Consider the following 22,723-nt stretch of genomic DNA (forward strand, 5'->3'; position numbering starts at 1 on the left):
CCCCGGACCCCCAGCCGCCCAACCGGCCACACCTACCGACCGTTGAACGCATCCTTCAACCGCGAGAACAACCCCTGCTGCCCCGGCTGACTGCACCCCCCGGGGGACGACCCCCGGACCCCCAGCCACCCAACCGGCCACACCTACCGACCGTTGAACGCATCCTTCAACCGCGAGAACAACCCCTGCTGCCCCGGCTGGAACTGGCCCGTGGGCCGTTCCTCGCCGCGGAGTTTGGCGAACTCGCGGAGCAGGCGCTCCTGTTCGGGGTCGAGCTTCGCCGGAGTCAGCACCTCGACGTGCACGATCAGGTCGCCGCGACCGCCACCACGCAGATGCGTGATGCCGCGCTGGTGCATGGGGATCGACTGGCCGGACTGGGTGCCGGGCCGGATGTCGACCTCCTCCAGGGCGTCCAGCGTCTCGAGCGGCACCTTGGTGCCGAGCGCGGCCGCCGTCATGGGGACGGTCACCGTGCAGTGCAGATCGTCCCCACGCCGCTGGAAGACCGCGTGCGGCAGCTCGTGGATCTCGACGTACAGGTCGCCGGCGGGACCGCCGCCGGGGCCGACCTCGCCCTCGCCCGCGAGCTGGATGCGGGTGCCGTTGTCGACGCCGGCCGGGATCTTGACCGTGAGCGTGCGGCGGGAGCGGATGCGTCCGTCGCCCGCGCACTCCGGGCACGGGGTCGGCACGACCGTGCCGAAGCCCTGGCACTGCGGGCAGGGCCGCGAGGTCATGACCTGGCCCAGGAACGACCGGGTGACCTGCGAGACCTCGCCGCGGCCGCGGCACATGTCGCAGGTCTGCGCCGATGTGCCGGGGGCCGCGCCCTCGCCGCTGCAGGTCGTGCAGACCACGGCGGTGTCGACCTGGATGTCCTTGGTCGTACCGAAGGCCGACTCGTTGAGGTCGATCTCCAGGCGGATCATCGCGTCCTGGCCGCGCCGGGTGCGCGACCTCGGCCCACGCTGCGACGCCGTACCGAAGAAGGCGTCCATGATGTCCGAGAAGTTGCCGAAGCCGCCCGCGCCGAAGCCACCGGCTCCGCCGCCGCCCGCCTGCGAGAGCGGGTCGCCGCCGAGGTCGTAGACCTGCTTCTTCTGCGGGTCGGACAACACCTCGTAGGCGGCGTTGATCTCCTTGAAGCGTTCCTGCGTCTTGGGATCAGGGTTCACGTCCGGGTGGAGCTCACGCGCCAGCCGCCGGAATGCCTTCTTGATCTCGTCCTGGGAAGCGTCGCGGCGCACGCCGAGTACGGCGTAGTAGTCCGTGGCCACTTACGACTCCGCCAGGATCTGTCCGACGTAACGTGCCACTGCGCGTACCGCTCCCATCGTTCCGGGGTAGTCCATGCGGGTCGGTCCGACCACGCCGAGTTTGGCGACTGCCTCGTCGCCCGAACCGTAGCCGACGGCGACGACCGATGTGGACGTCAGCCCCTCGTGGGCGTTCTCATGCCCGATGCTTACGGTCATGCCCGAGTCCTCCCCGAGCAGTTTGAGGAGCACGACCTGCTCCTCCAGGGCTTCCAGCACCGGCCTGATGGTCAGCGGGAAGTCATGTCCGAAGCGGGTCAGATTGGAGGTGCCGCCAATCATCAGCCGCTCCTCGGTCTCCTCCACCAGCGTTTCCAGCAGGGTCGAGAGGACCGTCGCGACGGTCCCTCTGTCCTCCTGGTCGAAGGAGTCGGGAAGATCCTGCACCAACTGCGGCACATCCGCGAAACGGCGCCCCACGACCCGGCTGTTGAGCCGGGCGCGCAGATCCGCCAGGGATGTCTCACCGAACGGTGCGGGACAGTCGATCATGCGTTGCTCGACGCGGCCGGTGTCCGTGATCAGCACCAGCATCAGCCGGGCGGGGGCCAGCGAGAGCAGCTCCACGTGCCGGACCGTGGAACGGGTCAGCGACGGATACTGCACCACGGCGACCTGCCGGGTCAGCTGTGCGAGCAGCCGCACCGTGCGGCCCACCACGTCGTCGAGGTCGACCGCACCGTCCATGAAGTTCTGGATGGCGCGCCGCTCGGGCAACGACAGGGGCTTGACGCCCGCCAGCCTGTCGACGAACAGCCGGTAGCCCTTGTCGGTCGGGATACGCCCCGCGCTGGTGTGCGGCTGGGCGATGAATCCCTCGTCCTCCAGGGCCGCCATGTCGTTGCGGACGGTGGCCGGTGAGACACCGAGCCGGTGCCGCTCGGTGAGCGCCTTGGAACCCACCGGCTCCTCGGTGCCCACATAGTCCTGGACGATGGCGCGCAACACTTCGAGTCTGCGATCACTGAGCATCCGCGCACACCTCCAGTTGTTCGATCGTCGGAACCTGCCTGGCACTCTGTGCGTTCGAGTGCCAGCGGCTACCCAGTGTACGGCGGTGAGGTTCACCCCTGGCAAGCACGGCCTGTCACGCTATCGCGCCGGTGCCGGCCATTCCCGATAGCGTCGCGGTATGGACGTCACTTGGGAAGGCTCCGGCTGGGAACACCTCGCCGCGGATGTCGGCCGGCGCCGTCTGCCCGGCTGGGACGCGACCGTCGGGCTGGTCGCGGGGCGGGAAGCGGTGCTGCTGTACGACACCGGCTCGTCGCCCCGTGAGGGCGCCGGGATCCGTGCCGGAGTGGAGGAACTTCTCGGCCGGAGAGTGACGCATATCGCGCTGAGTCACCCGCACTTCGACCATGTACTGGGCACCGCCGCCTTCCCCGGCGCCCGGGTCTACGGAGCGGTGGGCACCGACCACCTGCTCGCCCGGGACTCCCGCGGTGCGGCCGCCCTCCGCGAGGACGCGGTACGCCACGGCATCCCGCCCGCCGAGGCCGACGACGCGGTGGCCCGGCTGGTCGGGCCGCACCACCTGGTCTCCGGTGAGCTGTCGCTGGATCTGGGCGGGCGGCAGATCGTGCTGGCGAACATCGGCCCCGGTCACACCGGCCACGATCTGGTCCTGCTGGTCCCCGGCAGCCCCGACGTCGTCTTCTGCGGCGATCTGGTCGAGGAGTCCGGCGAGCCGCAGGCCGGCCCGGACGCGATGCTCCCGCAGTGGCCCGCGGCCCTGGACCGGCTGCTCGCGCTGGCCGGCGACGACGCGCTGTACGTACCCGGGCACGGGGCCGTGGTGGACGCCGCCTTCGTCCGGGCCCAGCGCGACATGCTGGCAGCCCGCTCCCGGTTGTCGTAGCGTCTGGCGAATGCGCAGCTACAGCCCCGACTTGACGCCGCCGTGGAAGAAGAAGCAGACGCCCGCCCCGGAGGTCGCGGCCGAACCCGATCTGGTCGTCGAGGAGGTCACCACCGGGTTCTGCGGTGCGGTGATCCGGTGCGAGAAGACCGCCGAGGGGCCCACCGTCACCCTCGAGGACCGCTTCGGCAAGCACCGGGTCTTCCCGATGACGCCGCGCGGCTTCCTGCTGGAGGGCCGCCCAGTCACCCTGGTCCGCCCCACGGCAGCCCCCCGGGGCCCCGCACGTACGGCGTCCGGCTCCCTCGCCGTCCCCGGCGCACGCGCCCGGGTGGCCCGGGCCGGACGGATCTACGTCGAGGGGCGGCACGACGCGGAACTGGTGGAACGGGTGTGGGGCGACGACCTGCGGGTCGAGGGGGTGGTCGTGGAGTATCTGGGCGGCATCGACGACCTCCCGTCGATCGTCGCCGAGTTCGGACCTGCTGCGGACGCCCGGCTCGGCGTGCTGGTCGACCACCTGGTGCCCGGTTCCAAGGAGTCCCGTATCGCTGCGGCCGTATCCAGCGACCACGCGCTGATCGTGGGCCATCCCTACATCGACGTGTGGGAAGCCGTGAAGCCGTCGGCCGTGGGCATCGCGGGGTGGCCGTCGGTGCCACGGGGGCAGGACTGGAAGACGGGGGTGTGCCGGGCGTTGGGGTGGCCGGAGAACACGGGTGCGGCTTGGCAGCACATCCTGTCCCGGGTGCGGTCGTACCGGGATCTGGAGCCGGAGCTGCTGGGGCGAGTGGAGGAGCTGATCGATTTCGTTACGAGCCCGGCGCCATGATCAGCCCCTCCGGCGATTGAGGAGCGGGAGCCCCGGGAAGCGGTGAGCGGTCAGTCCACCAGGTCCCGCACCACCGCGTCCGCCAGCAGCCGGCCCCGCAGGGTGAGCACCGCCCGTCCCTCATCGAAGGGCCCCTCCGACAGCAGCCCGTCCGCCCGCGCCCGCCGCGCCGCCGCCAGGCCGGCCGGGGCGAGGATCGACAGCGGACAGCCGTCGATGAGCCGCAGCTCCAGCAGGATCCGCTCCACCCGGCGGTCCTCGGTGGGCAGGATCTCGCGGCCCGCGCCGGGGGACTTCCCGGCGGCCAGGGCTGCCGCGTACGCGCCGGGGTGCTTGACGTTCCACCAGCGGACGCCGCCGACATGGCTGTGCGCGCCGGGGCCGGCGCCCCACCAGTCGGCGCCCCGCCAGTAGAGCTCGTTGTGGAGGCAGCGGCCTGCCGGAGTCCGGGCCCAGTTGGAGACCTCGTACCAGGAGTAGCCCGCATCGGCCAGCACCGAGTCCGCGATCAGGTAACGGTCGGCGTGGACGTCGTCGTCGGTCATCGGCACCTCGCCCCGGCGGATCCGCCGGGCGAGCTGGGTGCCCTCCTCGACGATCAGCGCGTAGGCGGAGATGTGGTCGGGGCCGGCGCCGACCGCTGCGGCCAGCGAGGCCCGCCAGTCGTCGTCGGACTCCCCCGGGGTGCCGTAGATCAGGTCAAGGTTGACGTGGTCGAAGCCCGCTGCCCGCGCCTCCGCGACGCACGCCTCGGGCCGGCCGGGGGTGTGCGTGCGGTCGAGGATTTTCAGTACGTGCTGCCGGGCACTCTGCATCCCGAAGGAGACCCGGTTGAAGCCGCCGTCCCGCAGGGTCTCCAGATACGCGCGGTCGACCGACTCCGGGTTGGCCTCGGTGGTGATCTCGGCATCGTCGGCGAGGCCGAACTCGTCCCGGACCGCCGCGAGCATCCGTACCAGGTCGGCCGCGTCGAGCAGGGTCGGGGTGCCGCCGCCGACGAACACCGTGCTGACCGGTCGCGGGTCGTCCCCGAGGACCTTGCGGGCCAGCCCGACCTCGTCGATCAGGGTCGAGGCGTAGTTGTCCCGGGAGGCCAGTACGCCGCCGGAGCCGCGCAGCTCCGTCGCGGTGTAGGTGTTGAAGTCGCAGTAGCCGCAGCGGCTCGCGCAGTAGGGCACGTGCAGATAGAAGCCGAGGGGCCGCTCCCCCGCGCCCTCCAGGGCATGACCGGGCAGCGCCCCGTCGTCGGGCATGGGTTCACCATCGGGCAGTGCGGAAGGCATGTACCCCATTGTCACACCCGGACGAACGGTCACTCCGGCGCCCGAGGCGGCCCGGGTGGGCGGGGCCGGAACGCCCCCGCCCACCCGCGGTGCTACGCCTCCCGTGAGCCGGCGTACATGTCCTCGATCAGCGTCCGGTACTCACGCTCGACGACCGGCCGCTTCAGCTTCAGGCTGGGCGTCAGCTCGCCGTGCTCGATGTCCAGGTCGCGGGGCAGCAGCCGGAACTTCTTCACCGTCTGCCAGCGCTGCAGCCCCTCGTTGAGCCGCTGTACATAACCGTCGATCAGCGACTCGACCTCCTGGGAGGCCACCACGTCGGCGTACGTCCTGCCGCCCAGTCCGTTCTCCTCGGCCCAGCCCAGGATGGTCGGCTCGTCGAGTGCGATCAGCGCCGTGCAGAAATTCCGGTCCGCGCCGTGCACCAGGATGTTGGAGACGAAGGGACACACCGCCTTGAACTGTCCCTCGACCTCGGCCGGTGAGATGTACTTACCGCCCGATGTCTTGATCAGGTCCTTCTTGCGGTCGGTGATCCGCAGGTAGCCGTCGGCCGAGAGTTCGCCGATGTCCCCCGTGTGGAACCAGCCATCGGACTCCAGCACCTCGGCGGTCTTCTCCGGGAGCCCGTGGTAGCCGGACATGATGCCGGGACCGCGCAGCATGACCTCGCCGTCACCGGCGATGCGCACCTCGGTACCGGGCAGCGGCTTGCCGACCGTGCCCGTGCGGTAGGCCTCGCCCGGGTTGACGAAGGATGCGGCGCTGGACTCCGTCAGGCCGTACCCCTCCAGGATGTGGATGCCCACGCCGGCGAAGAAGAATCCGATGTCCGGAGCCAGCGCGGCCGAGCCGGAGACGCAGGCGCGCAGCCGTCCGCCGAACGCCTCGCGGATCTTGGCGTAGACCAGCGCGTCGGCGATTCTGTGCTTCGTCTCCAGGCCGAAGGGCGCCGACGCGGTACCGGTACGGCGGAAGCTGTCCTGAGTGGTCCTGGCGTACTCACGGGCCACCTGGGCGGCCCACTGGAAGATCTTGTACTTGGCTCCGCCGCCCGCCCGGGCCTTGGCGGCGACCCCGTTGTAGACCTTCTCGAAGATCCGCGGCACCGCTGCCATGTAGGTCGGCTGCACCACCGGCAGGTTCTCGATGATCTTGTCGACCCGGCCGTCCACCGCGGTGACATGGCCGACCTCGATCTGCCCTGAGGTCAGCACCTTGCCGAAGACGTGCGCCAGCGGCAGCCACAGGTACTGGACGTCGTCCTTGGTGATCAGCCCGGTCGCCACGGTGGCCTTGGCCATGTACGACCAGTTGTCGTGCGGCAACCGGACGCCCTTGGGCCTGCCGGTGGTGCCCGAGGTGTAGATCAGCGTGGCGAGCTGGTCGGGCGCGATGGCCGCGATCCGCTTCTGCACCGCTTCCGGGTTGTCCGCCAGGTACGCCGCGCCGCGTGCCTCCAGGTCGGCGAGGGAGAGCACCCAGCCGCTCTCGTCCGGCTCCACCCCGGTGGTGTCGATCACCACGACGTGGCTGAGGTTCGGCAGATCGGCCCGGCGCTCGCGGGCCTTGGCCAGTTGTGCGGCGTCCTCGGCGATCAGGACCCGGCTGTCGGAGTCGGCGAGGATGTAGGAGGACTCCTCGGCGTTCGTCGAGGGGTAGATCGTGGTGGTGGCCGCGCCGGCGCACATCACACCCAGGTCGGTGAGGATCCACTCGATCCGGGTGGACGATGCCAGCGCCACGCGCTCCTCGGGCTGTACGCCGAGATCGATCAGGCCGGCGGCGATCGCGTACACCCGCTCGGCCGCTCGGCCCCAGGTCAGCGACTTCCACTCGTCGGGTCCGTCGCCGGAGGCGGCGGGCACCGGGAAGCGGTATGCCTCGGCGTCGGGTGTCTCCGCGACCCGCTGGGTGAAAAGGGTCGCCACGGAGGGCGGCCGGCTATCGATCAAGGTCTGTGTGTCGCTCACGACGTCGTCCTCCGGGCCTGCGGGCAGCATTGCGCGACTGGCTGGTGGCTGGTAATTGAACTGGCGAGTAACTAAGACTCAGAGTAGAGCGCCGGTGTCCGCCACGTAAGAGGGGGTAAGCGTGCGCTTCATAACGAACGGGCCCCCACGCCGAAGCGCGGAGGCCCGTCGGTCAGGCCGCGGAACACCTCCCCGGCCTGCACTCTGTCTGGTTCTCGGCCGATCTTCGGCCTATGTCACTCGCCCGTCCGGGCTACTTCTTGGACTTGCCGTCGCCGCCGGACTCGTCGGTGGACAGCACCGCGATGAAGGCCTCCTGCGGAACCTCCACATTGCCCACCATCTTCATCCGCTTCTTGCCCTCTTTCTGCTTCTCCAGCAGCTTCCGCTTACGGGAGATGTCACCGCCGTAACACTTGGCGAGGACGTCCTTGCGGATGGCGCGGACGGTCTCCCTGGCGATGACCCGGGCACCGATGGCGGCCTGGATGGGCACCTCGAAGTTCTGCCGCGGGATGAGCTTCTGGAGTTTGGCGACCAGCCGCACCCCGTACGCGTAGGCCTTGTCCCGGTGGGTGACGGCGGAGAACGCGTCGACCTTGTCACCGTGCAGCAGGATGTCGACCTTGACGAGCTGGGCGCTCTGCTCGCCGGTCGGCTCGTAGTCCAGCGAGGCGTAACCGCGGGTCTTGGACTTCAGCTGGTCGAAGAAGTCGAAGACGATCTCGGCGAGCGGCAGGGTGTAGCGGATCTCCACCCGGTCCTCGGAGAGGTAGTCCATGCCGAGCAGGCTGCCCCGGCGGTTCTGGCAGAGCTCCATGATCGCGCCGATGAACTCGCTGGGCGCGAGGACCGTGGCCCGGACCACCGGCTCGTGCACCTTGTCGATCTTGCCTTCGGGGAACTCGCTCGGGTTGGTGACGAGGTGCTCGGTGCCGTCCTCCATCTCCACCCGGTAGACCACGTTGGGGGCGGTGGCGATGAGCTCCAGATTGAACTCGCGCTCGAGCCGCTCCCGGACCACGTCGAGGTGCAGCAGCCCGAGGAAGCCGACCCGGAAGCCGAAGCCCAGGGCCGCCGACGTCTCCGGCTCGTACACCAGCGCGGCGTCGTTGAGCTGCAGCTTCTCGAGCGCCTCGCGCAGGTCCGGGTAGTCCGAGCCGTCCAGCGGGTAGAGCCCCGAGAAGACCATCGGCTTGGGGTCCTTGTAGCCGCCGAGCGCCTCGGTCGCTCCCTGGTGCAGGGAGGTGATGGTGTCACCCACCTTGGACTGCCTGACGTCCTTGACGCCGGTGATGATGTAGCCGACCTCGCCCACGCCAATGCCGTCGGCCGGGGTCATCTCCGGGGAGGAGACGCCGATCTCCAGCAGCTCGTGGGTGGCGTTCGTGGACATCATGCGGATGCGCTCACGCTTGTTGAGCTGGCCGTCGATGACCCGGACATAGGTGACGACGCCACGGTAGGAGTCGTACACCGAGTCGAAGATCATCGCGCGGGCGGGTGCGTCCGCCTGACCGACCGGGGCGGGGACGTCCCTGACCACCCGGTCGAGCAGCGCGTCCACTCCGACACCGGTTTTGGCGGAGACCTTGAGTACGTCCTCCGGCTGGCAGCCGATGAGGTTCGCCAGTTCCTCGGAGAACTTCTCCGGCTGCGCGGCCGGCAGGTCGATCTTGTTGAGCACCGGAACGATGGTGAGGTCGTTCTCCATCGCCAGATAGAGGTTGGCGAGGGTCTGCGCCTCGATGCCCTGGGCCGCGTCGACCAGCAGGACGGTTCCCTCACAGGCCGCGAGCGAACGGGACACCTCATAGGTGAAGTCCACGTGGCCCGGGGTGTCGATCATGTTGAGGACATGGGTACGGCCGATGTCCTCCCCCGCGGAGGGCGCCCAGGGCAGCCGGACCGCCTGGGACTTGATGGTGATGCCGCGCTCGCGCTCGATGTCCATCCGGTCGAGGTACTGAGCGCGCATCTGCCGCTGGTCGACGACACCGGTCAGCTGGAGCATCCGGTCGGCAAGCGTCGACTTGCCGTGGTCGATGTGCGCGATGATGCAGAAATTGCGGATCAGCGCCGGGTCGGTACGACTCGGCTCGGGCACGTTGGTAGGAGTCGCGGGCACGCAGGGTCCTGATTCTTGAGACGGCGGGCGTCTCGTCTCGGGCGATGGCGGATCGATACGTAGGGACCATGGTCCCACGAGTGGGAGGGTCGGACCGTTTTGGGCCGGTGGGTGGACGACTGGTACCGTGGTCAGCTGTGCCTCCTACCCTCTCCGTGCGAGCTCCTCGCGAGTCCGTACGGGTCGGTGCGAGGCACTCATCGAAATTCAATCGAACCTGAAAAGGCTCTTTCGTGGCGAACATCAAGTCCCAGATCAAGCGGAACAAGACCAACGAGAAGGCGCGCCTGCGCAACAAGGCCGTCAAGTCGTCGCTCAAGACCGCGATCCGCAAGGCCCGTGAGGCCGCTGTTGCGGGCGACGTCGAGAAGGCCACCGTGGCCGCTCGCGAAGCCTCGCAGAAGCTCGACAAGGCTGTCAGCAAGGGCGTCATCCACAAGAACGCCGCTGCCAACAAGAAGTCCGCCATCGCCAAGCGCGTTGCCGGCCTCTCGGCCTGAACGACCCTGACTGACGGGGTTCACTGAGCCCCACCCGTCGCACCGGACCCAGCGGCCCCTCTACCGCTCCGGGACGACGACCCCGCGCCGCACACGGCCTGCGTTCGCCACGCGGGTGCGGCGCACGAATGCTTGAGCCCGGGCCCCGTCGCCCGTCCTTCCCCAGGACGGAGGCGGGGTTTTCGGCGTGCCCCGGCTCCTCAGCGCCGCATGCGCGCCGCTCCGGCGACCGTCACGACGGCCTTCTCCAGGGCGTACTCCGGATCGTCGCCGCCGCCCTTGACGCCGGCATCGGCGTCCGCGACCGCTCGCAGTGCGGTGGCCACGCCGTCCGGCGTCCACCCCCGCATCTGCTGCCGCACCCGGTCGATCTTCCACGGCGGCATCCCGAGCTCGCGCGCCAGATCCGCGGGTCTGCCACCACGCGCCGACGACAGCTTGCCGATCGCCCGCACGCCCTGGGCCAGCGCGCTGGTGATCAGGACCGGGGCGACCCCGGTCGAAAGCGACCAGCGCAGCGCCTCCAGCGCCTCCGCGGCCCGCCCCTCCACGGCGCGGTCCGCCACCGTGAAGCTGGAGGCCTCGGCCCGGCCCGTGTAGTAACGGCCGACGACCGCCTCGTCGATGGTGCCCTCGACGTCGGCGACGAGCTGGGAGGCCGCACTGGCGAGCTCCCGCAGATCGCTGCCGATGGAGTCGACCAGTGCCTGGCACGCCTCGGGTGTGGCCGAACGGCCCAGGGCACGGAACTCGGAACGGACGAAGGACAGCCGCTCGGCGGCCTTGGTCGTCTTGGGACAGGCGATCTCCCGTGCACCGGCCTTGCGCGCCGCATCCAGCAGCGCCTTGCCCTTGGCTCCGCCGGCATGGAGAAGCACCAGGGTGATCTCCTCGGCGGGGGCGCCCAGGTAGTCCTTGACGTCCTTGACCGTGTCGGCGGTGAGGTCCTGGGCGTTCCGCACGATGACGACCTTGCGCTCCGAGAAGAGCGAGGGGCTGGTCAGCTCGGCCAGGGTGCCGGGCTGCACTTGGTCCGGTGTGAGATCGCGGACATCCGTGTCGGAGTCGGCGGCGCGGGCGGCCTTGACCACCTGCTGCACCGCGCGGTCGAGCAGCAGATCCTCCTGCCCGACAGCGAGGGTGAGGGGGGCGAGCGGATCGTCGGTGGAATTCCTTCTGGTGGCCATCGCGGTCCAGCATCGCACGGGGCACTGACACGGACGCCGACACTCCCCGAGGCGCACGGGAACGGGTGCCCGAGAATGGACCGGTGAGCGACGTGAGACATGTACTGGTGCTGCCCGACCGCGACACGGCGGACGAAGTGACGGTGGAACTCGCCGACCGCTTCGGCGTCGGCGACGAGCCCCAGCTCGTACGCGACGCGCTGGCCGGTGAGGACGACGCCGAGGACGCCCAGTGGCTGGTCGTCGTGGAGGACCCGGAGCGGCGGCTGGACCCGGCGGAGCTGGACGCCCTGGCCGCGGAGTACGAGGGGTGGCTGGAGGCGCCGTGAAACGCTGACTGCTGACTACTGAGCGGCCTGCTGCACGATCTGCACGTCGAGATCGACGGTGATGCTGTTGCCGACCACGGCGATACCGCGCGCCAGCATGGTCTGCCAACTGACCGTGAAGTCCTCACGGTGCAGTTCGGTGGTGGCTCGGCAGGCCGCGCGGATTTCGCCCTCCATGCCGTTACCGATACCCAGATAGCTGGTGTCGAGTGTGACCGTGCGGCTGACGCCGTGCAGGGTGAGCGCACCGGTCACGCCCCAGCGGCTGCCGCCGCGGTGAACGAAGCGGTCGCTGTAGAACTCGAGCGTCGGGAAGTGCGCCACGTCGAGGAAGTCCTGGGAACGCAGGTGGTCGTCGCGCATCCGCACGTTGGTGTCGATCGACGCGGCGTCGATGACGACGTGCATGGCGGAGTTCTCCATCTGGTCCGCGATCCGGACCGCGCCGGCGAAGGTGTTGAACCGGCCGTGGATCCGCGCGAGCCCGATGTGGCGGGCGGTGAAGCTGATTTGTGAGTGCATCGGCTCGATCTCCCACTCGCCGGGCTCCGGGAGCGAGGGGGGCTGAGCGATCTGCAGAGTGACATCACCCAGACCGGCGTGACCGCCCTCGGTCACTGTGGCGTTTCCGCGGAAGGGCGTGAAGCCCTCACACGTGACGGCCAGTCGGTACTCGCCGGCGGGCACGGTGGCGAAAATGGTTCCGTAGGGATCGGTCTCGCCGCCGACGACCCTGCGGCCCATGGGGTCCGAGAGGGCGAACTCCGCCTGCTTGACGGGTTCGCTGACGGGGTCGATCACCCGGCAGCTGAACACTCCGGCGTGGGCGGGCACAGAGAGCCCGCTGAGCGGGCTGCCACCGCGGGCCGGGCCGGCGGAACGTTTTCCAAGCCAACGGCTGAACACTTCCGGAAACCCCCGCGCGTCGTGCTGACACTCGGTCGCACGCACAGCAGGACGTCATTGTCGGGGCGGCGACCCGCTGACGAGTAGGCATTCGATCACCGTTGCAACGTTCGAGGCAAACGCAGCAGGTCGTGGGGGTTGGGCGTCGGCTGTCACGAGTTGAGTCCTCTTGGGGCTACTGCGCGGTAACGGCGCGCCGCGCCGGAAGCCGGTCGAACACCATCCCGAAGTGATCGCGGTAGGCGGCAAGGATGTCGGCGTCGCTGCCCAGCTCGGTCACCTGCCGCTCACCGCTGGAGGTGGTGGTGACGAGTCGGCTGCCGCTGAGGGTGATCCGGCCCCCGGCGCTGAGGCGTGAACAGATCAGGGAACGGGTGAAGTGGGAGGCCGGTGATGTGCGGTGGTACCAGGCTCCGGCCTCGAAGTCGGCCAGTACCCGTGGCCGCGGGTCCAGGCGGTACTGCGGCTTGCCGTCCCGCATCACGTCGACATCGCCGTCGGGCGCGTCCGCGATCCGGAACGTGCCTGCGGGGTCCTGCTGTTCGTCCCTGGCGTCGAGGAGCAGGGGACGGTGGCCGTGGTCACCGAAGCCGACGTCGGCGAGCCAGGGTCCGGTACCGTCCGACGTCCCGACGCGCAGCGCGAGATGGTCGTACGGGATGCCGAGACCGCCGTCCGCACTGTGCACCCGGCCCTGGAGCAGGGTCACCGTGAACCCGAGCGCCCGCAGCAGCGCCGCGAAGGCACCGTTCAGTTCGTAACAGAAACCGCCGCGCCGGGCGCCCACGATCTTGTCGACGAGCGGCTTGTCGGCCAGCACGATGTCCTCGGCCAGGTGGACCGAGAGGTTCTCGAAGGGCACGGTGAACTGGTGGCGCACGTGCAGGTCGCTGAGCGCCGCGGCGTCCGGCGCCACCGGGCGTACGGCGCCGATACGGCTGAGGTACTGATCGACCCACCGGGGCGTGGTCTGCGGCGACTGCGGTACGTCCATGGGGAAAGTCTCGTCCAGGCCGAGGGTGCGCGCCATGGGTCGCGCGGCCTAGGACCGCAGCCCGATCCGCTGGAGTGCGCCGACACCTAACGTGATCGGTCATGACGACCCGGGAGCCGGCGCGGAGCCGGCAGCAGCGACGCCAGGATGCCCTCGACCGGCTGGAGAACGATGCCGACGCCTGGTTCGCCACCGCATCCGCGGACGGTGAACCCTGCCTGGTGCCGCTGTCGTTCGTCCAGTACGAGGGCGACCTGGTGATCTGCACGCGGAGCACCAACCCGACCGCTCGCAACCTGACCCCCTCGGGCCGGGTCCGGGTCACCCTCGGACACACCAGGGACGTGGTACTGATCGAGGGCACCGCCGAGCCCGTCACGGCCGACACCCTCACCCCGGTGGCCGATGCCTTCGCCGCGAAGCTGGACTGGGACCCGCGCGCCGAGAAGCCGTACGTATATCTGCGAGTCACTCCGCAGGTCGTACAGGCCTGGCGCGAGGTGAACGAGCTCGCCGGCCGGGAGTTGATGCGCGACGGCCGTTGGCTCGACCTCGACTGACCCGGCTTACGCCGTCGCCCGGCGGCACGAACCGGCGGCACGAACCGGCGGCGGGCGACGCGAGCCGGGTCAGCGCCCGGCGGGTATCGCCCGCAGGGCGGGTCCGCTGCCTGTCACCGCGATGGACCCGTCGGTGTCGGTCCGCAGAACCTCCGCCCCACCGGCCTGCAACGCCGAGACCGTACGGGGCGCCGGGTGGCCGTACGGGTTGTCCTGACCGCACGAGATGAGAGCCAGCCGGGGGCGCACCGCACGCAGCAGCGCGGGGTCCTGGTAGGCCGAGCCATGGTAATGCCTTACTCCTTTAATGACCTGACGCGGTCCTGAACAGCAAAAACCCGCCCCGGCGGAGGCTTGCGGGCCTCCGCCGGGGCGGGCGATCGTGTGAGCGCTCTGCGGACATAGGCTCGCGTGCGCTCAGATTCGAAGAAAAAGCGACAGATCTGACGCTGACAATGTGATCACGCACATCCCAGCGTTGTCGAGTGCCTAGAGAAGAACTCCCCCAATGGGTCCATGATCGACGGCGGGAGCTAGGTGATCGAATCCGAGACCTCCGGGACGAAGCCGGCCTCACCCAGGAGCAGTTCGCGGAGAGGTCCGGCATCGATCGACGGACGCTCCAGCGCTACGAGCGGGCCGACACCGAAGTGCCCTACAGCGCCCTGCTCCTGATCGCCCATGCGCTCGAGATCCCGTTGTCCGACCTCACCCGGTAGGAAGCCCTGCCCGCCTGCCGGGGGGTTGGCAGACGGGCGGGGCGGTTCGAGGTGGCGGGGCATTGCTGCACGCCGGGGCCGACATCGAGACGTGCGGCTTCGGTGCTACTTCCAGCCGTGCTCTGTGAGTTGGTCCTTGTCGTTCAGGTAGCCGCGCAGCCCTTCCTTCGGATACTCGATGATGTCCTCGGGCAGCTCGTGGACGCTGAACCATTCAAGGCCGAGGCACTTCGCCGGCTCCCGATTTACGGGTTCCCCGCTCCATTCGGTGGCCTCGAAGAAGAACCCGATCCTGTCTACGGTGTCGCTCTGCCGGTGGTGGACGACCTGCACCATCCGCAGGTGCGCCGGATCAACCGCGACGCCGGTCTCTTCCAGCAGCTCACGTGCAGCCCCAGCGCTCAGGGACTCGCCCCAGTCGAGCTTGCCTGACGGCATGTGCCAGCGACCGTAGCCGTAGGGGCCGCCGCGCTGCGAGAAGAGCAGCTTGTCGCCGCTACGGAGGATGACGTGGGTGTCAATGACGGGTTGCGCGAGTTCCGGAGTCATTTTCCCTGGGGGGTTGTTGGGGTCGGTGAGAGAACCGACGGTACCGAGAGTTCCGGGAGCGCGTCGGCGATGCTGGCCGCGGCCTCCGCTGGGCGGGCGTCGCTGGTGTCGAGGACCAGCACCTTCATGCCCCTGGCAGTGAGGGCCTGAGCCGTCTTGGAGTAGAGGTCGACTTCCCGGCCCGGCATGGCGGGGTCCAGGTGGAAGCGGTGCCGAACTCCACGCTCAGCGATCCGGTTGGCGATGAGACCGGGAGAAGCGGTCAGAATCACTGCCAGGTCGGGCAGCAGGATGTCCGCGTTCAGGGCGAGCAGGAACTTCAGCGGGACGCCATCGAGCTGCTGAAGGACCAGCGTCGATGCCACGTATCGGTCACAGATGACGGTGTGGCCGGCATCGAGCGAGGGCCTGATCTCGTCCTCAACGTGCGCGTACCGGTCGGCCATAACCAGGCAGGCCAGGGCGTGCCCGTGGATGTCGTTGGCGTTCTCACGGGTAAAGGTGCCGAGCTTGCTGGTGGAAGGCTCCACGGTCTGGCGGACAGCTATGCCCCGCCCGGTCATCTCACGGTGCAGGGCCTCGATGGTGGTCGACTTTCCGACACCGCTGGGGCCGTCGAGGGTGATGAACAGGCCACGTTGTTCCGTCATGCTGCGGCCCCCTGGGTCGCCTGGTTGCGCTCGTGCTGCTCGCGGGTGAGCGTGGCCAGGGTGGAGCGGACCTTGGTGAGGGGGACGTCACCGAACTGGACGCCGACGGAGAAGTTGAACTCATCGCGTTGACGCATGGACTCGTCGGCCCCGTCCTCGGTCAGGTCGACGTCGCCGTACGCGAGGAGCGTGTCGGGGTCGTGGCCGGCCTCGGTGAGGGTCTGCCACACAGGCGTTCCGGGGTAGGGGCGGAACTCGAAAACGCTGGCTCGGATGTCGCCGGGGTTGTTGTCGGCGATGTTCCAGAGGTTGTGAATGTGGCGGACCGTCGCCTGGATGTCGTCGTGGCTCTCGCCGGGAAACCCGAGGATGAAATAGCCCTTCACTCCGATGCCGTGGGCGACCAGGCGGCGGGCGACGCGCTCGGTCATCTCAGCATCGATGCGCTTGTCCATGGCGTGCAGAATGCGGTCGCTGCCGGACTCGATGCCGAGGGCGACCTCCCGCAGACCGTTCGTGACGAGTCGGTCCAGCTCGCTGTCGGAGACCCGATCGAGGACGTTGATGCGGCCGGTGGCGTCCCACACGTACCGCTCGCCGATCTTGTGGCTGGTGAAGGCCGCCATCTGCTCTTCGATGACACGGCCGACACCGAGGAACAGGTCATCGACGAACCGGAAGGCGGTGACGCCGTACTCGTCGTGGAGCGTGTCGAGTTCCCCGATGATGTTCTCGGGATCCCGCACACGGATCTTGACATCGGGGTTGGCGCTCACGGCGGCCCCACAGAAGGTGCAGTTGTACGGGCAGCCGCGGCTGCCGACGATGTTCGCCTCCATGTGACCGGTGCGGGCCGCCCCCTCAAGGAGGACGGTCCCGCGGCTCACGGCGAGGCGCCGGTCCGTCTCCGTGGGCGCGGCCTGGTACGGGTCCTGCGGCAGAAACGCCCGGTTGACGTACGGCAGGGAGTTGATGTCCGGACCGAGCATCCGGGCGTTCAGTCTGGGGTCTGTCGGGATACCGGTTGCTCGGGTGCCGAGGAGACGATCACGCCAGACCACTCCGGGCAGTTCCCGGCGGCGCCGCTCGTCCTCCAGAAGGGCGGCGACGCGCAGCTCGCCTTCGCCCAGGACGAGGGCCCGCAGGTTGGCCATGCGCGGGTCGGCGAGGATCCGGTCCGGCATCGCCTTGGCGTGGTGGCCGCCAACCATCAGGGCGATATCCGGATCGAGCTTGGCCGCGATGCGGGCGGACATCTCGTAGGTGGGGGCGAGGAGATTCATGGCCGCCCACCGCGGTGCGGCTTCGTTGACGATCTTGGCTGTCTCCGTGATTCCGAGCCCGTGCGCCTCGGCATCGAGCACGCCTACGTTGTGGCCGGCCTGCTGCGCGTACGTGGCGATGTAGGCCATGCCGAGCACCGGGAGCGTGTAGTCGTTGGTGCGCGGCCGTTGGTCGTAGTCGCGCAGCGGTGCGTTCACAAAGAGGGCATCGAGCGTGCGGGCCGGGTCTGCGCCCGTGATCAGCGGTAACTGCGGCATTGTTCCTCCTGGTTATGGGGCGTGGGAGCCCCATGTGAGGGTGGAAAGGGTCAGGGTGTGCAGGGCGGTGCTGTCGGGTCCGGCCATGCCGGTCCACATCGGGCCGAACGCCTTGTCCTTCTTGTCTGGCCAGTCATGACCGGGCGCGATCTGCGCGGCCCAGGTACGCACGGCTAGGTCGTCGTGCGGGTAGATGCTGAAGTCGCCCGTGTAGTCGGCGGCCGCGGCGGACGCGGTCCACGGGCCAATCCGGGGAACGCTGGTCAGCGCGGCGACCAGGTCGCCGGCTTCCATCCGCTGCCATTGCAGGGAGTGCCGCTCGTAGTGGGTGGCGGCGGCCTGCAAGACGCTGCGGTGGAACTTGGCGCCCACAGTCGCGAACTGCGCCTCGCCAAGCGCCAGGACCTGCCCGGCGGTGGGTGCGAGGGACAGTTCACCGTGCGGAGTGTCGATGGTGGTGCCGTAGGCCTTGCACCACGCCCGATACAACTTGCGGGCCTGGCCGGCTCGTACGACCTGCCGGAGGATGGCGGTAGTGATGGCATCCCACAGCCACGGATTGGCCAGGCGCTGCGTGCACCCAAGGTCATCGAGGCCGGCTTTGAGCGCGGCGGGAACGGTGCCGGGGAGGCACGCGGGATCGGTGGTGACGAATGCGGGCTTCACGTCCTCCGTGTCCCGTACACAGCTCATGTGCAGGCCATCGCGATCCCAGGCCAGGACCCAGACACCGGACACCGTGCGTACGGCTCGTGCCCGTTCTCCGGTCCCGGTCTCGATCCAGGCGGGGTGATCGGTCGTTAGGACGCCCGTCATGAGGTGCTCCTCGTGTTGTGCGGCTGTATCGCCGTAGCCTCTCGCGTCGCGGAGGTCGGGCGTGCGCAGCCACAGGAAAACGGGGCGAGATCAGTCGATGAGGCCGCGCTGAGAGAGGTAGTTGCGCATCAAGCGGTACTCGTCCAAGGTCGCGGGCCGGGATTCAACGGCCTTGTGGCCTGGCCCGGCCGGCGCCGGCCAGAACTCTCGCGACGGCAGCATTTCCACCGCGGCGTTCGACACGCTTTTGCGGCGAGGACCGCGGAGGAACAGCGTCACGGTCTCCGGCTCCATCACGGCCTGGTGCACCATCAGGTGCCCCAGGGTGTAGGCGCTGCCGGGTCGCTCAACGGTCACGATGCCCGGTTCCACGTCATCACCGCTGAACTGTCCCTCCCAGCCGTCGGTGCGGCGCCGAACGACGTGCACATAGCCGCCAGCGAGGATGCGCGTCGCAAAGGCATAGCAATGGTCGTGCGGGAAGCGCTGGTTGTCGGGACGCGGGTTCATGTTCAGGCGGACCTCGAAGCCGCGACCGGGCGCCCGGTAAAGCGAGAGCCGGTTGAGTAGCAGCGTGACGCGGCTATTCGCCAGACGCTCAGCGTCGTCGGGAATCTCGTCTACGAGTTGAGTGAGTAGTTTCCGGTCCTCGGCAAGATGGTCCAGGACGTCGCGGCTGATCCTCTGCACTTCGCGGAGATCAGGTGTGTCCAGAGAAGGAATGCTGTCCAGCCAGCTCACCGCGCACCGCCCGCACCAGCGACAACGACGCCTTCCAGAACCCGGCGCGCACGTTGAGCAACAGCTGCGTGCTCGTGGAAGGTCAGCGTTCCGGTCGGCACGGCTTCGCGCTGCCTGACCGCGAGCACCTGCATACCGCCCGCGCTGCTCCGCAACGCGCACAGCGTGCCCGGGTGGGCTGCGAACACTTGCTCGGGACCGAAGCTGCGCGCGTACTGCGGACGGCCGGCCTGCATGTCCTCGCGCCGCTGATACATCTCCAGATCGACGGCGCCCGTGATCGTGAGCACGACGGAGGTTTCGGCTATCGGCCACGCCGTCAATGCGGCCCCGTAAGCCAGGCGCAGGTAGTACCCGCGGCCGTCGCGAGCGGGAAGCGGGAGATGGGTGTAGCCGTGAGCCCGGAATGCGCTGTAGAAGACGCCGTGCATGTCATGGGCCATCAGCCTCAGAAGCCGGGTAGCCAACGGTGTGTGCCAGCCGGAGGCTTCAGACACGGGGACCTCGGGGACGTCGCCCGGGTCTCGCTCTTGGTCGAGCAGCCGGTCGATGAAGGACGGGAGTAAAGCGTCCACAGGGTGCCTTTCGGGTCGATGCGCAGCCACAGAAGCAGCGGGGCTGGCGATGTCGGACCCGTCACGGCCGGGGCTTGCGGACCCCGACCGTGACGGGCGTTCATGGGCGCGACCCTTAACCCGATTCGGTCGCCGTGGGTGTGGTGCGATCGGCTATATGGCCAGGTCGTGCACGCCGCATGCCAGGAGCAGGCAGGCGATGAAGAGCAGGAAGCCGAAGCAGGAGGGCGCCGCCAGTGCGGCCAGGCAGCCGTTCGGCTCACGCACCTGCGCTCCGGAGCGGCTGGTGGTCGCAGGGGCAGGGATGCGGGCTAGCGGCCGGGACCATCTGTCTGCCGTGCATCTCCATGGCCGTCGTGCCCGTGCAGCCGTCGTGGTCCGTCTCGAAGATCCGAGCGCGAATGCAGGGCTCGCACGCCAGCAAGGTCCGCGGACCGAGCCTGGAGTCCAGCTCTTCCTCGAGCGCGGCCCACAGCAGGTCCGCATCAGTGAGGTAGCGCACGGCCAGGAGCGGGACCTTCCACCACAGGCCCGGGCCCTCGGTGCGGCGCACCGGCGGCACGGCCACGTACGAGGTGGCCCCAAGGATCGTCACGGAGGACCCCGGGATGGGCTCCCAGTTGTCCGCAGCGCCGGGCTTGATGAGCCAGTACAGGGTGTGGGCGTAACCGTCCTGGATCACACCGCCGCAGTACTCACCGAGGCGCTCAACCACGCTGACGCCGAAGCTGTACGGGATGCGGACGGCATCCCAGGAACGCCCGCCGGCCACCAACTCGACACCGGGCCCCTGCGGGGGCCGCCACGCCGCTACGGCTTCAGGCATCACACACCGCCAGGTTCTCCAGGTGCGTGCACAGCGCGTTCACCGAGCGGGCCAGGTGCTGCGCGTGGCGCAGCACGACCGGCAGCTGGCCTCCCTGGGTTACCTCCAGGCGGCGCCGGGCCTCCCCGAGGCCGGCCTGCGCTGCGGCCCGCCATACGTCGTCCTGGGGGCGTTCGCACGCGAGTACGGCCACCTCCGGGATGAGAAGCGCGAGGTGTCCGCGCAGCATCCAGGTGAGCGTCTGGAGGTGGTCCAGCGTGGGGATGTCCGCGTCATCGGCGAGCGCTTCGGCCGCAGTGGCGCGCATCGTCAGGATGTCCAGCGGCCGGGGGTCTCTCGCCGGGTGGTCCGGTTGGACTGTAGATTCATGCATGTCGACGCTCCTCGTAAGCGTTGGCCACGCCCCCGGGCCGTTCACGCGGTCGCGGGGGTCTGCTGACACTCTGAGCGTCCATCAAAAAAAGGCCGAAACTATCAGCGCTTGCTGATAGTCCCGGCCAAAGCTTGACGCTACGTCATACGCCAAGCCAGGAGCCGTAGTTGCTGAAGGTGTCCGGCATGCGGCGGCGCGCGGCATCGAGAGCCGCATACGTCTCCCTGACAGTGGGGTGATACCGCGTCTGCTGCGGGGCCAGCTTCCGAGCCTTCTGGAGGCTCTTGAACGCCGGCTCGGTCTTCCCCGTCCACACCTGCGCCCGCGCGACCTCCCCATAGTGGTGGGCCGCCCGCGATCGGGCCCAGGTGTCCGGCAGAGTGACCTTGGCTGCCTCTTCCACCGCCTCCTGGTACAGGTCCAGCTCAGCGAGGACACTCACCCGGTGCACTCGCACGTTCGTCGGCCCGAAACTGAGCCAGTGAATCTTCTCCGCAGGACCGGTGATCTCCGCAAGACGTCCCGCTTCAGCGAGGTGCGCCTCCGCCGTGTCACGGTCCTGGTCCCGCCCGGCGAGGACCGCAGCACCGAGATGCATCTGACCGGTCGCCGCATCCAGCACCCGCCCCGGCTCCGCCTGCTCCAGCGTCGCCATGCCCAGCGAGATGAGCCGCTTACCGGTCCGGTAGTCGCTCGCCCGCAGATACGCCAGCGCACGCATGTACTGGCGCAGACCGCTGAGCACCGGATCCGACCCGCGCTGCGCAGCCCACTCCATACGGTCCAGCGCCACCGTGCACAGGTCCGCGTACCCGAGCTTCGTCGTCACGTCGTACGCACTGCGGTAGGTACTCGCCAGCACCCGCCACGCCCGGTCACTGCCCGACGTGTGCGCGGCCGTGGTCGCCTCGTGGATCAGGCTGGGGAGGGCTGCCGCCACCTGCTTGATGTTCGTGGCGCGCACAAGGGCGCACAGGTTCTCAGCGTCCGCCTCCAGGTCCTCGAGCGAGCGGGGCGCCACGTCGGGGTCGGGCCCAAGGTCGTAGACGTTCAGGGCTTCGCGGATCGGGTTGATCAGCCCATCGAGCTGATCCTGGCGCAGCTCCTCGAGGTAGGGCTGCCCGGTCAGCTCCGTCACTGGAACGGACAGGGCCCGGGCCACCGAACCGATCACCGAGGGGCTGGCGGGCATGACGCCCTGCTCGATCTTTGTCACCGTGCTGTAGGAGATGTTCGCGAGCTCCGAGAGTTCGCGCTGCGTCAGCCGGCGCACCTTGCGGGCGTGCGCGATGCGTGCGCCCGTGTGCTCAGCGAAATGTGAGGGCATACTGTTCTCCATTCCTAGCGTCCACTAGGAACGGTACCCCCCTCACCCGGGCCGGTACCGGCGAAGGGCCTTGCGAACTTGCTTCGTTGGGCCCTTTCGCACGTCCGGACATGACGAAGCAGCCCCCACCGCCCGAAGGCGGTGGGGGCTGCGTTGTCGGCGCGGTCAGTTCACGAAGAGCACGGCCACGGCGGCGATCAGACCACCGATGGCGACCAGGGCCCCTAGCTGCGCGAGCGGCCAGCGAGCCTTCTTCAGTTCCTCGATCTCAGCCTTCAGCGCCTTGAGTTCAGATTCCGTGTCCGTGCGCAGCTGCTTCACGTCGGCGTCGGTGCGGTTGGTCCGGTCGACCAGCAGCGCGAGCGACCCCTTGATTGACTCCAGGCCCGTCCTGACTTCCCCTCGTAGCGAAGCGATCTGGACCGCGACGTTCGTCGTCGGGTCCGGGTCCGGCGCCACCGGGCTGCTCATGACGCCGCCGGGTACTCCGGGGGCTTGGCCCACCCGAGCAGCACACCGGCCGCCTTGCGCATCCACGGCCAGCCGATCCGGCCAGCGCCGTGCTCAGCGAGCCGGAACACCGCGTAGTAGCCGGCGGTGAGCCCCGACGTGACCAGCATCGTCACCATGGAGGAGTCGATGCCGAAGCCGGCCTTCGCAGCCATGGTGAGTACCAGGCCTGCCGCGATCGGCACGCCGGTGCGCATGAAGCTGGTGAAGAGATTCTTCATGGT

25 protein-coding genes and 1 pseudogene are annotated in these 22,723 nt (G+C 69.0%); 6 read left to right on the plus strand and 20 right to left on the minus strand.

Annotated features, from left to right (window positions below; genetic code table 11):
* Positions 1 to 143: 143 nt before the first annotated feature.
* Positions 144 to 1,280: a molecular chaperone DnaJ gene (gene dnaJ / locus AB0M87_RS04220; RefSeq protein WP_365850008.1), complete on the minus strand. Its 1,137-nt coding sequence runs from the start codon at positions 1,278 to 1,280 to the stop codon at positions 144 to 146.
* The gene (gene hrcA, locus AB0M87_RS04225; protein WP_365850010.1) at positions 1,281 to 2,291 is read right to left on the minus strand and encodes a heat-inducible transcriptional repressor HrcA; all 1,011 of its coding nucleotides are present in this window, start codon (positions 2,289 to 2,291) and stop codon (positions 1,281 to 1,283) included.
* A gap of 160 nt (positions 2,292 to 2,451) precedes the next feature.
* Here hrcA and AB0M87_RS04230 point away from each other — a divergent pair, with 160 nt between their 5' ends.
* On the plus strand, positions 2,452 to 3,180 hold the full coding sequence (locus tag AB0M87_RS04230; RefSeq protein ID WP_365850012.1) for an MBL fold metallo-hydrolase: 729 nt from the start codon (positions 2,452 to 2,454) through the stop codon (positions 3,178 to 3,180).
* Between the two features lie 10 nt (positions 3,181 to 3,190).
* Positions 3,191 to 4,012 carry a DUF3097 domain-containing protein gene (locus AB0M87_RS04235; RefSeq protein WP_365850015.1) on the plus strand — a complete coding sequence of 274 codons (822 nt, stop codon included), beginning with the start codon at positions 3,191 to 3,193 and terminating at the stop codon, positions 4,010 to 4,012.
* A 50-nt stretch (positions 4,013 to 4,062) separates the two neighbouring features.
* On the opposite strand, the gene hemW is transcribed toward AB0M87_RS04235, so the two are convergent.
* The 3 genes from hemW to lepA all read right to left on the minus strand — a co-directional run bounded on the left by hemW (position 4,063) and on the right by lepA (position 9,396).
* Positions 4,063 to 5,304, minus strand: a complete 1,242-nt coding sequence (gene hemW, locus AB0M87_RS04240) for a radical SAM family heme chaperone HemW (RefSeq protein WP_365850016.1) — start codon at positions 5,302 to 5,304, stop codon at positions 4,063 to 4,065.
* A gap of 83 nt (positions 5,305 to 5,387) precedes the next feature.
* Complete coding sequence (locus AB0M87_RS04245; RefSeq protein ID WP_365850017.1) at positions 5,388 to 7,268, minus strand: AMP-dependent synthetase/ligase; 1,881 nt, start codon at positions 7,266 to 7,268, stop codon at positions 5,388 to 5,390.
* A gap of 253 nt (positions 7,269 to 7,521) precedes the next feature.
* On the minus strand, positions 7,522 to 9,396 hold the full coding sequence (gene lepA, locus AB0M87_RS04250) for a translation elongation factor 4 (RefSeq protein WP_365850018.1): 1,875 nt from the start codon (positions 9,394 to 9,396) through the stop codon (positions 7,522 to 7,524).
* 233 nt (positions 9,397 to 9,629) lie between these two features.
* Between lepA and rpsT the strand changes: the two genes are divergently transcribed.
* Positions 9,630 to 9,896 carry a 30S ribosomal protein S20 gene (gene rpsT, locus AB0M87_RS04255; protein WP_365850020.1) on the plus strand — a complete coding sequence of 89 codons (267 nt, stop codon included), beginning with the start codon at positions 9,630 to 9,632 and terminating at the stop codon, positions 9,894 to 9,896.
* A gap of 200 nt (positions 9,897 to 10,096) precedes the next feature.
* On the opposite strand, the gene holA is transcribed toward rpsT, so the two are convergent.
* Entirely contained in the window at positions 10,097 to 11,083 is a 987-nt protein-coding gene (gene holA / locus AB0M87_RS04260; protein ID WP_365850021.1) for a DNA polymerase III subunit delta, read from the minus strand.
* An 83-nt stretch (positions 11,084 to 11,166) separates the two neighbouring features.
* Between holA and AB0M87_RS04265 the strand changes: the two genes are divergently transcribed.
* Complete coding sequence (locus tag AB0M87_RS04265; protein ID WP_365850023.1) at positions 11,167 to 11,412, plus strand: hypothetical protein; 246 nt, start codon at positions 11,167 to 11,169, stop codon at positions 11,410 to 11,412.
* A gap of 15 nt (positions 11,413 to 11,427) precedes the next feature.
* Here the strand turns inward: AB0M87_RS04265 and AB0M87_RS04270 are convergent, their stop codons facing one another.
* Entirely contained in the window at positions 11,428 to 12,318 is an 891-nt protein-coding gene (locus tag AB0M87_RS04270; RefSeq protein ID WP_365850024.1) for a YceI family protein, read from the minus strand.
* Between the two features lie 175 nt (positions 12,319 to 12,493).
* Complete coding sequence (locus AB0M87_RS04275; RefSeq protein ID WP_365850944.1) at positions 12,494 to 13,312, minus strand: arylamine N-acetyltransferase; 819 nt, start codon at positions 13,310 to 13,312, stop codon at positions 12,494 to 12,496.
* A 101-nt stretch (positions 13,313 to 13,413) separates the two neighbouring features.
* Here AB0M87_RS04275 and AB0M87_RS04280 point away from each other — a divergent pair, with 101 nt between their 5' ends.
* Complete coding sequence (locus AB0M87_RS04280) at positions 13,414 to 13,872, plus strand: pyridoxamine 5'-phosphate oxidase family protein (protein WP_365850026.1); 459 nt, start codon at positions 13,414 to 13,416, stop codon at positions 13,870 to 13,872.
* Between the two features lie 69 nt (positions 13,873 to 13,941).
* On the opposite strand, the pseudogene AB0M87_RS04285 reads toward AB0M87_RS04280, so the two are convergent.
* Positions 13,942 to 14,172: pseudogene (locus AB0M87_RS04285) on the minus strand (hypothetical protein); the annotation flags it as partial.
* 185 nt (positions 14,173 to 14,357) lie between these two features.
* Here AB0M87_RS04285 and AB0M87_RS04290 point away from each other — a divergent pair.
* A complete protein-coding gene (locus AB0M87_RS04290) occupies positions 14,358 to 14,591 on the plus strand; it encodes a helix-turn-helix transcriptional regulator (protein WP_365850028.1) in 234 nt (77 codons plus the stop codon).
* 105 nt (positions 14,592 to 14,696) lie between these two features.
* On the opposite strand, the gene AB0M87_RS04295 is transcribed toward AB0M87_RS04290, so the two are convergent.
* The 11 genes from AB0M87_RS04295 to AB0M87_RS04345 all read right to left on the minus strand — a co-directional run bounded on the left by AB0M87_RS04295 (position 14,697) and on the right by AB0M87_RS04345 (position 22,720).
* Positions 14,697 to 15,140 (minus strand): NUDIX domain-containing protein, encoded by a 444-nt coding sequence (locus tag AB0M87_RS04295; RefSeq protein ID WP_365850029.1) that lies wholly within the window; start codon positions 15,138 to 15,140, stop codon positions 14,697 to 14,699.
* The gene (tmk, locus tag AB0M87_RS04300) at positions 15,137 to 15,790 is read right to left on the minus strand and encodes a dTMP kinase (protein ID WP_365850031.1); all 654 of its coding nucleotides are present in this window, start codon (positions 15,788 to 15,790) and stop codon (positions 15,137 to 15,139) included. Before tmk ends, AB0M87_RS04295 begins: the two co-directional genes overlap by 4 nt.
* Positions 15,787 to 17,331, minus strand: a complete 1,545-nt coding sequence (locus tag AB0M87_RS04305) for a radical SAM protein (protein ID WP_365850033.1) — start codon at positions 17,329 to 17,331, stop codon at positions 15,787 to 15,789. The genes tmk and AB0M87_RS04305 overlap by 4 nt, the downstream gene beginning before the upstream one ends.
* 12 nt (positions 17,332 to 17,343) lie before the next feature.
* The gene (locus AB0M87_RS04310; protein WP_365850035.1) at positions 17,344 to 18,147 is read right to left on the minus strand and encodes a hypothetical protein; all 804 of its coding nucleotides are present in this window, start codon (positions 18,145 to 18,147) and stop codon (positions 17,344 to 17,346) included.
* 90 nt (positions 18,148 to 18,237) lie between these two features.
* Positions 18,238 to 18,888: a hypothetical protein gene (locus AB0M87_RS04315; RefSeq protein WP_365850036.1), complete on the minus strand. Its 651-nt coding sequence runs from the start codon at positions 18,886 to 18,888 to the stop codon at positions 18,238 to 18,240.
* Complete coding sequence (locus tag AB0M87_RS04320) at positions 18,885 to 19,385, minus strand: hypothetical protein (protein WP_365850038.1); 501 nt, start codon at positions 19,383 to 19,385, stop codon at positions 18,885 to 18,887. Before AB0M87_RS04320 ends, AB0M87_RS04315 begins: the two co-directional genes overlap by 4 nt.
* A 337-nt stretch (positions 19,386 to 19,722) precedes the next feature.
* Positions 19,723 to 20,289 (minus strand): hypothetical protein, encoded by a 567-nt coding sequence (locus tag AB0M87_RS04325; protein WP_365850039.1) that lies wholly within the window; start codon positions 20,287 to 20,289, stop codon positions 19,723 to 19,725.
* Positions 20,282 to 20,662 carry a DUF6415 family natural product biosynthesis protein gene (locus AB0M87_RS04330; protein WP_365850041.1) on the minus strand — a complete coding sequence of 127 codons (381 nt, stop codon included), beginning with the start codon at positions 20,660 to 20,662 and terminating at the stop codon, positions 20,282 to 20,284. Before AB0M87_RS04330 ends, AB0M87_RS04325 begins: the two co-directional genes overlap by 8 nt.
* Positions 20,663 to 20,804: 142 nt before the next feature.
* Complete coding sequence (locus AB0M87_RS04335) at positions 20,805 to 21,989, minus strand: helix-turn-helix domain-containing protein (protein ID WP_365850043.1); 1,185 nt, start codon at positions 21,987 to 21,989, stop codon at positions 20,805 to 20,807.
* 165 nt (positions 21,990 to 22,154) lie between these two features.
* Positions 22,155 to 22,460, minus strand: a complete 306-nt coding sequence (locus AB0M87_RS04340; protein WP_365850045.1) for a hypothetical protein — start codon at positions 22,458 to 22,460, stop codon at positions 22,155 to 22,157.
* Positions 22,457 to 22,720 carry a hypothetical protein gene (locus AB0M87_RS04345; protein ID WP_365850046.1) on the minus strand — a complete coding sequence of 88 codons (264 nt, stop codon included), beginning with the start codon at positions 22,718 to 22,720 and terminating at the stop codon, positions 22,457 to 22,459. The genes AB0M87_RS04340 and AB0M87_RS04345 overlap by 4 nt, the downstream gene beginning before the upstream one ends.
* Positions 22,721 to 22,723: the final 3 nt, after the last annotated feature.

The organism is Streptomyces sp. NPDC051320, from assembly GCF_040682175.1.
In the GTDB taxonomy this organism is placed as follows: domain Bacteria; phylum Actinomycetota; class Actinomycetes; order Streptomycetales; family Streptomycetaceae; genus Streptomyces.

Coding starts and splice junctions, on each gene's coding strand:
- hrcA (WP_365850010.1), bottom strand. CDS start 2,291: ATGCTCAGTGATCGCAGACTCGAAGTGTTGCGCGCCATCGTCCAGGAC.
- AB0M87_RS04295 (WP_365850029.1), bottom strand. CDS start 15,140: ATGACTCCGGAACTCGCGCAACCCGTCATTGACACCCACGTCATCCTC.
- AB0M87_RS04340 (WP_365850045.1), bottom strand. CDS start 22,460: ATGAGCAGCCCGGTGGCGCCGGACCCGGACCCGACGACGAACGTCGCG.
- hemW (WP_365850016.1), bottom strand. CDS start 5,304: ATGGGGTACATGCCTTCCGCACTGCCCGATGGTGAACCCATGCCCGAC.
- AB0M87_RS04330 (WP_365850041.1), bottom strand. CDS start 20,662: ATGCATGAATCTACAGTCCAACCGGACCACCCGGCGAGAGACCCCCGG.
- AB0M87_RS04345 (WP_365850046.1), bottom strand. CDS start 22,720: ATGAAGAATCTCTTCACCAGCTTCATGCGCACCGGCGTGCCGATCGCG.
- AB0M87_RS04275 (WP_365850944.1), bottom strand. CDS start 13,312: ATGGACGTACCGCAGTCGCCGCAGACCACGCCCCGGTGGGTCGATCAG.
- AB0M87_RS04230 (WP_365850012.1), top strand. CDS start 2,452: ATGGACGTCACTTGGGAAGGCTCCGGCTGGGAACACCTCGCCGCGGAT.
- AB0M87_RS04325 (WP_365850039.1), bottom strand. CDS start 20,289: ATGCCTGAAGCCGTAGCGGCGTGGCGGCCCCCGCAGGGGCCCGGTGTC.
- AB0M87_RS04310 (WP_365850035.1), bottom strand. CDS start 18,147: ATGACGGGCGTCCTAACGACCGATCACCCCGCCTGGATCGAGACCGGG.
- tmk (WP_365850031.1), bottom strand. CDS start 15,790: ATGACGGAACAACGTGGCCTGTTCATCACCCTCGACGGCCCCAGCGGT.
- AB0M87_RS04235 (WP_365850015.1), top strand. CDS start 3,191: ATGCGCAGCTACAGCCCCGACTTGACGCCGCCGTGGAAGAAGAAGCAG.
- AB0M87_RS04305 (WP_365850033.1), bottom strand. CDS start 17,331: ATGCCGCAGTTACCGCTGATCACGGGCGCAGACCCGGCCCGCACGCTC.
- AB0M87_RS04335 (WP_365850043.1), bottom strand. CDS start 21,989: ATGCCCTCACATTTCGCTGAGCACACGGGCGCACGCATCGCGCACGCC.
- AB0M87_RS04280 (WP_365850026.1), top strand. CDS start 13,414: ATGACGACCCGGGAGCCGGCGCGGAGCCGGCAGCAGCGACGCCAGGAT.
- holA (WP_365850021.1), bottom strand. CDS start 11,083: ATGGCCACCAGAAGGAATTCCACCGACGATCCGCTCGCCCCCCTCACC.